Source organism: Acinetobacter sp. C32I, from assembly GCF_023702715.1.
Lineage (GTDB): Bacteria > Pseudomonadota > Gammaproteobacteria > Pseudomonadales > Moraxellaceae > Acinetobacter.
On the sequence record NZ_CP098480.1, the window covers coordinates 278,136 to 291,079 of the forward strand.

16 protein-coding genes are annotated in these 12,944 nt (G+C 40.6%); 12 read left to right on the forward strand and 4 right to left on the reverse strand.

The features are described from left to right. Positions 1-45: 45 nt before the first annotated feature. Complete coding sequence (locus NDN13_RS01385) at positions 46-2,181, forward strand: phage tail tip lysozyme (RefSeq protein WP_251116876.1); 2,136 nt, start codon at positions 46-48, stop codon at positions 2,179-2,181. Here NDN13_RS01385 and NDN13_RS01390 read toward each other — a convergent pair. Further along, complete coding sequence (locus NDN13_RS01390; protein WP_251116877.1) at positions 2,178-2,459, reverse strand: hypothetical protein; 282 nt, start codon at positions 2,457-2,459, stop codon at positions 2,178-2,180. The two genes, NDN13_RS01385 and NDN13_RS01390, sit on opposite strands and share 4 nt — an antisense overlap. A gap of 45 nt (positions 2,460-2,504) precedes the next feature. After that, the gene (locus NDN13_RS01395) at positions 2,505-3,242 is read right to left on the reverse strand and encodes a hypothetical protein (protein ID WP_251116878.1); all 738 of its coding nucleotides are present in this window, start codon (positions 3,240-3,242) and stop codon (positions 2,505-2,507) included. 280 nt (positions 3,243-3,522) lie between these two features. Here NDN13_RS01395 and NDN13_RS01400 point away from each other — a divergent pair, with 280 nt between their 5' ends. The 11 genes from NDN13_RS01400 to NDN13_RS01450 all read left to right on the forward strand — a co-directional run bounded on the left by NDN13_RS01400 (position 3,523) and on the right by NDN13_RS01450 (position 11,863). Then, complete coding sequence (locus tag NDN13_RS01400; RefSeq protein WP_251116879.1) at positions 3,523-4,263, forward strand: phage baseplate protein; 741 nt, start codon at positions 3,523-3,525, stop codon at positions 4,261-4,263. A gap of 4 nt (positions 4,264-4,267) precedes the next feature. Then, a complete protein-coding gene (locus tag NDN13_RS19870; RefSeq protein ID WP_502799549.1) occupies positions 4,268-4,567 on the forward strand; it encodes a phage baseplate plug family protein in 300 nt (99 codons plus the stop codon). Continuing rightward, entirely contained in the window at positions 4,564-5,448 is an 885-nt protein-coding gene (locus NDN13_RS01410) for a baseplate hub protein (RefSeq protein WP_251116881.1), read from the forward strand. The genes NDN13_RS19870 and NDN13_RS01410 overlap by 4 nt, the downstream gene beginning before the upstream one ends. After that, a complete protein-coding gene (locus NDN13_RS01415; protein WP_251116882.1) occupies positions 5,432-6,076 on the forward strand; it encodes a Gp138 family membrane-puncturing spike protein in 645 nt (214 codons plus the stop codon). Before NDN13_RS01410 ends, NDN13_RS01415 begins: the two co-directional genes overlap by 17 nt. After that, a complete protein-coding gene (locus NDN13_RS01420) occupies positions 6,073-6,423 on the forward strand; it encodes a contractile injection system sheath initiator (RefSeq protein WP_251116883.1) in 351 nt (116 codons plus the stop codon). The genes NDN13_RS01415 and NDN13_RS01420 overlap by 4 nt, the downstream gene beginning before the upstream one ends. Next, a complete protein-coding gene (locus tag NDN13_RS01425; RefSeq protein ID WP_251116884.1) occupies positions 6,410-7,618 on the forward strand; it encodes a baseplate J/gp47 family protein in 1,209 nt (402 codons plus the stop codon). Before NDN13_RS01420 ends, NDN13_RS01425 begins: the two co-directional genes overlap by 14 nt. 1 nt (position 7,619) lies before the next feature. Then, on the forward strand, positions 7,620-8,183 hold the full coding sequence (locus NDN13_RS01430) for a DUF2612 domain-containing protein (protein ID WP_251116885.1): 564 nt from the start codon (positions 7,620-7,622) through the stop codon (positions 8,181-8,183). 28 nt (positions 8,184-8,211) lie between these two features. Next, on the forward strand, positions 8,212-9,267 hold the full coding sequence (locus NDN13_RS01435) for a gp53-like domain-containing protein (RefSeq protein ID WP_251116886.1): 1,056 nt from the start codon (positions 8,212-8,214) through the stop codon (positions 9,265-9,267). 336 nt (positions 9,268-9,603) lie between these two features. Beyond that, positions 9,604-10,773, forward strand: coding sequence for a hypothetical protein (locus NDN13_RS01440; protein ID WP_251116887.1), 1,170 nt, complete (start codon positions 9,604-9,606; stop codon positions 10,771-10,773). A 90-nt stretch (positions 10,774-10,863) separates the two neighbouring features. Further along, positions 10,864-11,247: a hypothetical protein gene (locus NDN13_RS01445; protein WP_251116888.1), complete on the forward strand. Its 384-nt coding sequence runs from the start codon at positions 10,864-10,866 to the stop codon at positions 11,245-11,247. 61 nt (positions 11,248-11,308) lie between these two features. After that, a complete protein-coding gene (locus tag NDN13_RS01450) occupies positions 11,309-11,863 on the forward strand; it encodes a lysozyme (RefSeq protein ID WP_251116889.1) in 555 nt (184 codons plus the stop codon). Positions 11,864-12,007: 144 nt separating this feature from the next. Here the strand turns inward: NDN13_RS01450 and NDN13_RS01455 are convergent, their stop codons facing one another. Together NDN13_RS01455 and NDN13_RS01460 are read right to left on the reverse strand one after the other, a co-directional pair. Further along, the gene (locus NDN13_RS01455) at positions 12,008-12,697 is read right to left on the reverse strand and encodes a hypothetical protein (protein WP_251116890.1); all 690 of its coding nucleotides are present in this window, start codon (positions 12,695-12,697) and stop codon (positions 12,008-12,010) included. A 23-nt stretch (positions 12,698-12,720) separates the two neighbouring features. After that, entirely contained in the window at positions 12,721-12,939 is a 219-nt protein-coding gene (locus NDN13_RS01460; protein ID WP_251116891.1) for a hypothetical protein, read from the reverse strand. Positions 12,940-12,944: the final 5 nt, after the last annotated feature.

Genomic DNA, 12,944 nt, shown 5'->3' on the forward strand with positions numbered 1-12,944 from the left:
TTTTAGAAATCATCAGTATTAACAATTACAATGAGGCGAAAATTAATGGCAACAGTGATTGATGCTCTAGTAATGACCCTTGGGCTAGATGCCTCTGACTTCAATAAGAATAAGGACCTGGTTAAAAAGGGTGGTCGTGAACTTACTGAAGAAAGCCGAAAGCAAGCAAAGCAGATCGAGGACGGTTTCAAAAAAGTCATTTCTAGCGTAAATGAATTTAAGAAGGTGATGACTAGTGCTTTTGTCGCCGTGGCGGGCACTTCTGGACTCAAAGACCTAGTAACAGATGTAATTCTGGTTGAAGCAGCTTTGGGGCGCTTATCGTCTCATACAGGGCAAACAACACAGGAATTACATGCGCTTAGTAATATCGTCGAGCAGATTGGCGGTAAAGCTGACGAAACTGGGCAAAGCGCTAGCCGTTTGGCTCAGGAAATTACAGGGATATTCTATAAGGGTGAATCAGGTCCAATGACCGATTTCCTTTCTATGATGAATATCCAGTTTGCTGATGCTCAAGGCAAGGCGCGTGACTTGAGTGCCATCTATTTGGATCTAGCGTCGAAGTATGACAGCGGCAAATTTAGTAAAGAGCAGTTCTTTAGTCTTACTACAAATGCGGGTTTCGGTGCTGGTGAAGTTGATGCGATTATGAAAGGGCGTGTTGAGCTTCAAAAGATGATTGAAACTCAGCAAAAGAACTCTTTAATCACACAGAAACAAGCGGAAACGGCGCGTGAATTAATGCGCTCATTCACAGAGTTAAAGCAAAATGTAGCTTCAACATCCCGTGAGTTTGTAGATTTTGTGGCACCGTATCTGCATGAGTTTCTTGGTACCTTAAAAGAGGTGTTTGGGTGGCTTGAAGAAAACGAGGATTTCGTTGTGGGTGCTTTGGCCGCAATTGGTGGTGTAATAGCCTTAACGCTGGTCCCTGCACTTGCAGCCGCAGTGGCGCTGACTGCACCGGTTGCGGCACTAGCGGCAGCTATTGGCCTGCTTTGGGATGATTACCAAGCATGGAAAAAAGGCAGTAATTCCTTCATCAATTGGGCAGTTTGGGAAAAAGAGATTAAGGACGCAACTGAAGCTTTGGATAAAATGTGGGAATCTTTAATGCGACTCACAGGTTCTACTGATAAAGTTTTTAGTTTCAAAAGTGTGCTTAAAAGCGCGTTCGGTGAAATTGGAGATATTCTTCACGGTGTTTTGAGAACAATCACTAATGTAGCGACTGCTTTAGAGTTTCTGTTTAACGGCGATTGGAAACGTGCAGCCCGTGTTCTGATTTCTACAGAAAGCAATGAGGCCATCAGAAATTTAACTGATGAACAGCTAAATCAGCCTGTCCCAAAACAAAATTTGGACGCTTCCATGGGTGGGTGGGGCCTAATTAAAAAAGGTTTAGCCAATAACCCAATGAACCCCGCAAATGTGCTTAGGTTTCTTCGTAGTCATCTAGTGGATCGACCACCAGAACAACCAGCCCTTCCTTATGCGCCACAACAGCAATCGCAATTACCAAAAGGGGAAACTGAAAATAGAACTAAAATAGCAATTGATTACTTTGTTAGTAAAGGGTGGACAAGGGAACAGGCGATTGGACTTGCAGCTAATTTACTAAGTGAAAGCGCCATGAAAACGAATGCTGTAGGTGATGGTGGAAAAGCCCATGGTCTTGCACAATGGCATCCTGCACGCCGTGCTGATTTAGAAAAGTATTTGGGCAAACCAATTTTAAGTGCTAGTTTTCAAGAACAACTTTCTGCTGTTCAATATGAACTAACAAAAGGTGGTGAAATTGCTGCAGGTAACCGATTGAGAAACGCACGATCGGCAAGTGATGCTGGATCAATAGTATCGCGATATTACGAGCGTCCCAAATATGTTGAGGAGGAAGCAAGGAAGCGGGCTGATTTAGCCAACAGGATGGCAGGTGGAGGGTTTTCTCCGCGTGGAGCAGGTGCAAGGGGGCAACAAGACATTAAGCAAGCTGGACTAGGTGGTACTGCAAGTGTGAATAATCGCGCTAATGCTTTTAGCGCTGAAACCCATATTGGTCAGATTCATATTCACACACAAGCTACTGATGCAAATATGATAGCCCAAGATATTTCCAGTACTATCACTGAAAAAAATCGGGCTTTTGAAGTTTATAGATTTGATTCTGGTATGAGTTAATTTTTATTGAGCTTACACGGGAGCCAGTATTTTTGATACTCATGGGCATCTTCAAAGTTTGCACCCCAGCACCAACCGTTCTTTTTAATCTTTTCTGCTAATTTTTCTTGCTCTTTACAAGCCGTCCATGTCTGCGGCTTATCCCCAGATCCACCGCGACATTGATCAGTGAGTATCTCTAACTTTTCGATGTCCTTTTGGATTTTCGCTGGTGGAAAATATTGAGCAAATACAGTGGTAGGTGCTAATAGGATAATTAACAGAAAAATTGGTTTCATGACATTATTCCATATGTTGTTGTAGGTAATAGTCCATTTATGATTCTAATCTTTAGAATAGTCATGGAGTGAATTTCTTTTAGTTCTTTCCTTGTCATATTTCTGAATATCCACCAAGCATTGTTTCTTGAAATTATTCATAAAGGTGTTGAGTTTTGAAGCGTATTTTTTATCTGAAAAAATCAACTTTTTGATTTTCTTGTCTAAATCATAAATTTGATAAGGTGTGTAAGGAATACTATCATCACTTGACATGATTGTACGGTCCTCATCCATCAAGTCTAATGGCATTTTCCCGTAAAAAGCATCTTGATAATCTGAAATGGTTCGATTTAAATGACCCACGATCATTCCACAGCGTTGTTTATATCCACCTGGGATGTTTGGGTCATCAAAACTTCCTACCTTATAGTTGGGCTTTTTACTATCTTCGTATTCTTTAACTACTGATTGAAGCAAATTACTTGTTTTTTTACACGCTTCCAATTTTTTTGCAGAAGTGAAGTTTTCCTTCTCTAATTCTTTGATTTTCTGTTGAACTAAATTTTGATCTGGTTTTATTTCATTTGGTGAGAAATTGCATCGTTCACTCTCCATCTGTTCTATTGTTTTTAATAACAATTTCTGCTTGGGTTGATTATTAAAACCACAGGTTTGAAATACAGCACGCATGAACGAGAGGTTATCAATACTTTCCACTTTTGTGCAACCGTCCATATCTACATTTTCTGCATGACCATAGATACACTGGCCTAGAAGTAAAGCTAACAGTATTTTTCTCATATTCTTCCCCCTTTTTAATAAATCAATAATTTATTTAAAAAGAGTTAATCAAGCAAGGATTTTAATATTGAAAGCCCTGAGGGTTTTTTTTTACTCATCGCACAGATGATTTAGAGACTCAGATTTGCTTGTGCAAGTAAAGCAACATCGTTATTCATCGCGCAGATGACTTAGAAATCGTTAAGCTGAGGATTGCTGATCCATAAGAAGTTATTCATCGCATAGATGACTTATTCAAACCCAAACCCGCCAAGTGCGGGTTTTTTTATTGGAGCAAACAATGGCATTAACACCTATTCCAAAACCACCATTCCCAAATGTTCCAAATTTACCAGGTGTGCCAACACTAAAACGGTTAAATAACCAGTCAACAACAGTACGCGCCGTACTGGGAAAGGTTCAGGGCGAGATATGGCGGGCATTAACCACCGAAAGCAATTGGGGTATTTTCAGCGAAAGTGGAGAGGCGCTAGTTATTGCTGACACCGTTATTGATTTGTCCTTTAAAAACTCAAGTAAAGTTTCTCAACATCCAGTAGCTGAAGGCGCATTTGCAAGTTACAACAAAGTGGCAAGCCCTTTTGAAACCACAGTTCGGCTATGCAAAGGCAGTGGATTAAAAACATTGGGTGAGCTTGCTAATGTGCTGGAGGACGGCGCTAGTGCTTTTGGAAAGGGCGCATTAAATGCTAGGTCTGAATTTTTAGACACCATTGACGAGCTATCTAAATCATTAACCCTTGTGCATGTAGTAACCCCCGAGAAAACATACACCAGTTGCAATATTGCTGAATACAATTATCGCCGTGAGCAAAGCAACGGCGCACACATGTTGATTGTTGATATTAGTCTGGTTGAGGTGCGACAAACCAAAGTGACCTACACTAAATCTGATGCACCAACTGCAACCGTAAATTCAAAGCAACCTGATGCCAAACCGCCAATAAACATTGGAAAGGTTCAACCGCAGGCAGTAAAAAAAGATTCTCTTATAAATAAAATCTTAGGCTTGTGGGATTAAGACTATGCAACAAATTCCGATTCAATCCATACCATCGCAGGTTGTAAGCGTGATTCTTGCGAACCAAAACTGTCAAATATCCCTGTACCAGAAAAGCACAGGGATTTTTTTTGATCTACGCGTGAATGATAGGCCAGTGGTAACAACTCGATTAGTAAGAAACGCCGTGCCACTGGTGAGGCAACGATATTTAGGCTTTGTTGGTGATCTTATAGTGATGGACATGCAGGGAAATAAAGATCCTGAATATACAGGCCTAGGCACTCGATACATGCTCTATTACTTGGAGGCTACCGATTTATGAGCAGCTTTACAAAGAAAAAAATAGATGTACGCATCACTATGGCCAATAAGGTGTTTAGTAATCAAGGTGACGCAAACACCATCGATCTATCAGGTTTTCGTGTAATTGCTGAAATCAAAAAGGTTGGTGTATTTGGTGAGGGTTTTTGTTCACGTATCAAAATCTATGGCATGAAACAAGCTGACATGAATGCATTGAGCATTTTGGCTTGGGAGGTTTTGGGCGTAAATCGAAATACAATTTCAGTTTTTGCAGGTGACGAAGAATCTGGAATGGCTATGGTATTCGGCGGCCAGATCGCAAATGCTTGGGCGGATTATTCGGTTGCCCCTGACACCTGTTTGGTAATTGATGCTACGGCAGGTTATACGGACCAGATCAAAGCAGCTTTGCCTAGTTCATATCTTGATGATGTGGAAATTTCAGCAGTAATGAAAACCCTTGCAGATAGCATGGGTTATTCATTTAGCAACAAAGGTGTTCAAGGACGTATTACAAGCCGCTATTTCAGTGGCACATTAATGAAACAGGCCCGTGCCATTGCAGAACATGCCGGCATTGCAATGTTTATTGAAGATGATTCTTTAATAATCATGCCAGAGGAAAACGGCGTAATCGATCAGGCTGAAATTCCAGTTATTTCGCCGTCCACTGGATTAGTAGGTTATCCCACATACAACAAGAATGGGATTTGTATAAACACCTTGTTTGATCCACGTATTCAATATCGAGGAAGAATCAAATTAGAAAACACCTTGGACATTGTAAACGGTGAATGGCTTGTAATTAGTCTTTCTTATCAGCTTGAAAGTGAAAAGCCAAACGGCGCATGGTTCTGCCAAGTCGAGGCTAGGAGATTCCAGTATGCAGCAACAGCATGAGAATTTTGGACAACAAAATAGCTCCACCACTTTAGACTCGGCCATAGCTCAGCGGTTTTTTATCAGTCAGATGCTTAATGATATTCAGACTGTTTCATTGGTAAAAGTAGTTGGCGTTAATGCAGGTGGCACTGCTCCTGTAGGGTTTGTTGATGTTCAGCCATTAGTAAACCAAATGACAGGAGATAGAAAGGCGGTTGAGCATGGGGTGATTTATAAAATCCCATATTTCAGAATCCAAGGCGGTGCGAGTGCAATCATTATTGATCCAAAAGTAGGTGATATTGGGATGTGCGGCTTTTGCAGCCGTGATATTTCGTCAGTAGTAGCAACCAAGAAAGTCGCCAATCCTGGTTCATATCGTAAGTTTGATTGGTCCGATGGTCTTTACTTTGGTGGATTTCTAAATGGTGCGCCGTCTCAGTACATCGAGTTTACTGACGATGGTATCAACATAGTTTCATCGAAAGTGAGTTTCAGCGGTGATGTGGAAATTGAAAAAACATTGACTGTGAAGGGTGTCATGAAATCCTTAATCGATGTATTCGCCAAGACTGTTAGCTTGCTTACACATATTACAACTGGTGTGCAATCAGGTACCAGCAACTCAGGACCACCACAACAATGAAAACTTTACTTTTAGACCAAGATACGTGGGATTTAGTGTTGGATGCTGAAGGTAATTTTGCTTTAGCTGCTGAACCCTACGCAGTAGCCCAAGATGTGGCCAGTGCGGTAAAACTTTTTGAGAGTGAGTTGTGGTACGACACATCCAAAGGGATTCCATACTTTTCTCAAGTACTGGGATATTTACCACCGCCGTCACTTCTCTATAGCTATTTTAAAAATGCAGCCTTATCTGTTGCAACTGTGACGACCGCAAAGGTTGTTTTAAATCCTTTGGATGATCGGACAGTAACAGGTCAAATTCAATTTACAGATACATCGGGAGCAAAAGGAAGTGTCAACATCTAGCGTTCCAAAGATACAATTCACACCAAGCGGCCTTGTATTGCCTCAAGAATCAGTCATTTTAGACGGCGTATACCAAGACTATAATGCTGCACTAGGTGGCAATCTAAATCCTGCTTTAGAGACACCACAGGGGCAATTAATCAGCAGCACCACGGCAATTATTGGCGACCATAACAGTGCTTTTGCGGAGTTTGTCAATCAAGTAGATCCAGATGTGGCAAGTGGGTTTATGCAAGACGCAATTGGCCGCATTTACTTCCTTAATCGTCATCCAGCAACATCAACGGTTGTTCAATGTATTTGTACTGGTGTTATTGGAACTACAATCCCACAAGGCTCATTAATTACAGATCAATCAGGCAATATCTATCAAAGCCTTGAACTTGCAGTTCTGAATGCAAGCGGGCAGGCTACAGTAAATTTTGAATGCTTGGAAACTGGTCCAATCGTTTGTCCAGAAAATGCAGTGAAAATTTATCGTGCTGTTGTTGGTTGGGAGAATGTAGACAACCCAAGTGCAGGTATCACTGGTTCAGATGTAGAGAACAGATCGGATTTTGAATTTCGCCGTAGACAGTCTGTAGCAAAAAATGCTCATGGCTCCCTGCCTTCGATCTATGGTGCTGTTTTTGATTTGGATAATGTTATTGATGTTTATGCCATCGAAAATACACGGGGAAGTGTTGCCACAGTGGGAGCGACCAATTATCAAATGCAACCACATTCAATTTACGTGGCCGTGGTCGGTGGTGATAGTGATGATATTGGACTAACAATCTGGACTAAAAAAAATGTTGGTTGTGACTATAACGGCAACACAGCCGTCACTGTAACTGATGATAGCTATAGTTATCCTAAGCCGACTTATGAGGTTAAGTTTCAACGTCCTGCATTAACGCCTGTATTAATTGAGGTCCAGATAGCGATGAATGCACTGTTGCCCTCAAACATTAATGACCTGGTTAAAGCCGCCGTAATCAGCACTTTTAACGGCAGTGACGGCGGAGCACGTGCAAGGATTGGCGGCACCATTTTTGCCAGTCGGTTTTATGCGGGGATTAGTAAGATTGATGCACGGGTGGAGATTCTTCAGGTACTGCTTGGCTTAACCTCACCCAATGCCACATCAGTTGCACTTGGCATCGATCAAGCACCAACAATCTCAGAGTCTCAAATTACTGTAGTGCAGGTGTGATATGGAAAACGTACAACAGACAATTATCAGCCAGTACGCCAATAGCCCATCTATAAATCAACTCATCGAATCCATGAATGAATATATTGATCCTAGGACCAATATGGAGAATTTCTATGATTTCGTTTGGGACTTGAACACGGCGCAGGGTTTTGGCTTGGATATTTGGGGCAAGATTGTTGGTGTTAGTCGGTCGCTAAGAGTGACAGATCCAGAGGACTATTTTGGCTTTAAGGACTCTGAATATCAGCCTTTCGATCAAGCGCCATTTTATGATGAAACGATCCCAATCGGTACAGTCTATATTCTTGATGATGTGCAATATCGAATTTTAATTATCACCAAAGCCTTGGCTAACATTTCAGCCACAAATGCACAAGCCTTGAATGCTTTGCTTAGACAACTCTTTAACAATAGGCGCTGTTATGTAGAGGAGGTGGGCGGCATGCAGGTCAATTACGTTTTTGAGTTTGCATTAACCAACCTTGAGTATGCAATTTTGGCGCAGTCAGGGGTTGTTCAGAAGCCCGCAGGCGTAAAGATCAATATTAAACAAACCGCGTGATGCGGTTTTTTTGTGGGAATTAATAACTATGCCACTTATTCAACCAGCACTAAATGCAACTCCTTTTGCAAAAAATGGTTTAAGAAATGCAATTCCAACTAATCCAGATCCTGATGCTGAAGCGGCGGCATCAATGGAATTGGGATTCCCTGAATTAACGATGAAAAAGATCACACTGGGCGGCATTCCACCTAGTGGCCGCGACATGAATGGGATTCTAAACTTTTTGTCACAGCATCAAGTTTGGTTAAACGGCGGTGGTCAATATAAGTTTAATGCAGATTTAGCGAATGCTGTTGGGGGTTATGCAAAGGGCGCCGTCATTGCTTCAAATGATGGGATGCGTCTTTATGTCTGCAAGATCGATGGAAACCTGAATGATCCAAACAGTGATTTATCAGGTTGGGCTCTTTTCTCTACAGATCAATTAGAGAACATTCTAAACAGTTTGCAAGATCAAATCACAATTGAGAAAGCAGACCGAATTTATAGCGATAATCTGCTTAATGACAAGATTGACCTTGAAATTACCACTCGACAAGATCAAATAGCATCAGTTCAACAATCTATTAGCGATGAAGCAGCAACACGGTCTAATGCAGATACCAACTTACAGCAAGCAATCGACAATGAATCCAATACTCGTTCAAATGCTGATTACAACCTTCAGCAAAATATCTATGGTGAGGAGAATGCGCGTATAAGTGCGGATAACAACCTGCAGTCCCAAATTAATGGGAAACTAGGTCTATCAGGCGGAACAATCACAGGAAATTTAACTGTTAACAATGTTTTGACAGCCGCATCTATGTATCTTGGGAACTACTCAGCAGCTCAAAATGGTTGGACGGCGTTACCAAACGGATTAATTTTTCAATGGGGCCGTGCTGATGATGATGGGAATATGAAATATTTCCCGATCGAATTTCCAAACAATGCTTTTTCCTTGGTCGCACAGCAGATTACGGGTGAGGGAACCAGTAAGGTTTATGTTGAAATTGTGAGTAACAGCGAATTCAAAATTTATGAAGGTAGTTCAGCAACTCCAAATACGAGTTTTTATTGGATGGCAATTGGTAATTAAAAAAGGATAATTCAGATATGAGCTGTGAATACGAATCTCTCAACATTATCCGTGGTGATTCATTTGGTTGCCAATGTCACTTCGATAATGAAAATGACGAGCCAATTGATTTAACAAATGTGGAAATAGAGGCTTCTTTAGAGACACTAAGCCATTCATGGCAACAACCCTTAATTATCACCAAAGCTGATCAGATCGCACACAGAGGCGATTTTTTAATGTCCGCTGATAGTACGACAGGTTGGATGATAGGTGATCTACAGATCAAATTAACGCGGATTATAGGCACTGCTCGATTAAGTGTATTAATCCCAATAACTGTGCAACGGGGGTGATATGGATAAGCTGACAATCAAAACAGAAAATATTGTTTTAAAGCTTAATACAGGTTCAATCGTTGTTACGGGTGGCGCCGTTCAATCAGTGCAAGGTAAAACAGGAGCTGTTATTCTTGATGCGATTGATGTGGATGCTGAGCCGCTAGGTAGTGTTGCTAATCTAAAAGCTTATGTTGATGGCCAAGATGCTCTAAAGGCCAATAAGGACTATGTTGACGAAGAAAATCAACTGCTACGTGAACAGATTGATTTAAAAGCTAATGCACAGGCAGTTAATCAAGCCTTATCGACCAAAGCTGATTTAGATGAAAGCGGCAAAGTTCCTGCATCACAATTGCCTTCCTATGTGGATGATGTGCTTGATGGTCGCTATGTAAATCCAAGCCAATTCAATGATCTTAATGGTAATCCCTACACACCAGAATCAGGCAAAGTTTACGTTGATGTAGACACCAATAAGACATATCGCTGGAGTGGCATGCTGTATGTTGTTATTGGTGGTGGAGGTGTTGCTTTAGGTGAAACCTCAGAAACTGCATATCGCGGGGATAGAGGTAAAGCTGCTTTCGATCACAGTCAATCACAGGGCAATCCGCACAACTCTACGACGAGTGAAATACCAGAGGGAAATAGACAATATTTCACTCCTGCGCGTGTACGAGCCACAGACTTAACCGGCTTAACTCCAACCACAGGAACAGTAAATGCAGCAGACAGCTTTTTGGTGGGGTTTAACAAAATTGTTGGAACATTAGCAGCTGTTGGGCCACCAACTTGGGTAAGCGTAAAAACCCTAGCCGGCATCACTTGGCATTCGAGTGTAGATGTAGCAAATAGCACAATTGAGCTAGCAAAGATTAATGGAATGTTGTGGTTAAGGGGATGGATTAGAAGTACAGCAAATATACCTGGGAACGTTCCGATAGTGCTTTGGACGCAAGCTTCATGGCAGGTTGATGTTAGTGGGCTAGGATTGGGTTCTAGCTATTATTATGTTGCGGCAGGCATAACTGTTACTTCAACCGTTTCATCAACAACACCGAATACATTGAGCTGCGAACAACAACTTGCACTCATCAACAATGGTACTTTTTTAAAACTAAATGCCTCTTTTGTTGGTGCAGGTATTTTTGGAATACCAATGTTTTGTTTGGGTCGGGCACTTTAAGTCTTAAAAAGTCTTGAAATATAAATTTTATAAATAATCGTTCAATAATGCGGCCATTGGTCGCTTTTTTTATATCTGGAGTAAGTAAAAATGGCAGAGCCAGTAAGTAGCGGTGCAAGCGCCGTAGCAATCAAGATGTATGGTCTAGGGGTAATGATCGCTGTTGTGATTGCATTGGGGTATCTGGTTGTTGTGATGACGCGCATGCCGCGTTCACGTAATGAATGGGTGGTTAGTCTTGTTACAACAGTGATTGGAAGTATTGGGGGCGGTGGTTTTATCATTCAGTATTTTGGGATGCATGACTATTCTGGTACGTGGGCGGGGATGTGTGCAATTGGCGGCTTGTTCTTCGCATCAGGTTTGCCGTTTTGGGCTGTTGCTCGGTGGTTCTTTAAATATGTGAATGACCGTGAAGGGAAAAACATTTTAGAAGTCGGCAAAGAGCTAAAAGATTTTAAAGACAACTTTTAATAGATCCAGAAATTCAATGCCGCCGTTACTGGCGGCTTTTTCATATCAAGAGGATAGTGAAATGGACAGAAAACCATTTTTTGATGCAGCCAGAGATTTGCTAGGCGGTAAGCTTACTCAACCGCAAGTGGATAAGCTCAATCAGGTAATCGATGGATTTCAACCTAGCAGCATGCTTACCAGTAAAACAGGCATTGACTTAATCACAAGCTTTGAAGATATAAGGCTGAATGCTTACGATGATGGCGTTGGAGTGTGGACCATTGGCAAAGGTACAACTGTTTATCCAAACGGCGTTAAAGTCAAAAAAGGCGATGTGTGCACTATGGAGCAGGCTAAGTCATATTTTGCTCATGATTTAAAGCGATTTGAAAATGCTGTTAACAATGCTTTAACTGTTGTTGTAAATCAAAACCAATTCGATGCGCTTGTATCGCTGGTCTACAACATTGGCGAGAAAGCATTTAAAGGTTCAACTTTGGTTGAGTTGCTGAATGCCAATAAATTTACTGCTGCAGCCGATCAGTTCTTGGTATGGAATAAGGGTGGCGGAAAGGTAATGAAAGGATTGGAACGCCGTCGTGCCGCAGAACGAGAGCTGTTCTTAAAAAAGTAATTTATCACTGTAGGCGCTCAGTGGTTTCATTAATCATGAGCGCCTGTATTTTGTTCCTTTTACCTGGTTGTACTGCCCACACAATAAACAATAATATTCATGTTGGGATATGTGTAAAAGCCCTTTAACGAGGGCTTCAAAAAATTAACTCTTTGCTGGAATTGATTCTAAAAGTTCACAAATGGCCACTTCATATATTCTAGCAATTGACTCTGTAGAAATATAATTATGATATTCAGAAATATATTGATGGAAAGTGCTAGGATTTGTATTGCTTAAATTCATTGTTATACAACTATATAATTGATCTATTCTTTCCTCAATTTCAGTAATTTTAGCATTGATTTTTTTTGATACAGTTAATTCTGTATTGTTAGAAATAATATCCAGATTTTGCACACCTAACTTTAAATCAAGAATATGTTTTGAAATTGAGCTATTATATTGAAGAATTTCAATCATATAATTTCTGTGTTCTGTAGGTAAAGATTGCTTGTTAAAATATTCAAATCTCAAAAAATGCATCCTATGGGTTTTATCATTTACAAAATTTTTATAGTTATTAAAGTCTTGTTTAATGCCTACAATAAATTCTTTTCTGGCTTGATGATTATGTTGGTCTTTCCAGTCATTGAATAAATACGCAGCAATAATTGCTGTGCCAATTGTCGTAAATGCAGCTAGTGCTGAAAAGGTTATCGACCATGATTCTTTTAGAGCATTTTCAACATCATTGAATGAGAAAAGCCATAAAGTGAAAAAGAATACAATTACGCTAACAGATACAATCCAACCTACTGTATCAATTAAAAAAATCTTCAGGTCATTTTTCATATTTAAATTCTTAATGATAAAATTTAATCAACTGTACCAACTACTGGTATTAATTGCGGTCCAGCCAATCTGGCCTTTCCAATTATTTCTAAAAGTTCATCATAAGTTAATTCAAACTTATCTTCACTATCAAAAAAATACTCAACATTCTTTCCTTTAAGCTCGGGCGGTTTTTCTGGTACAAAACGCTTAGGAATAAGGATCTGTGCAAGTTGTTGGTTCGACAAATTAAATATATGCATAGTGA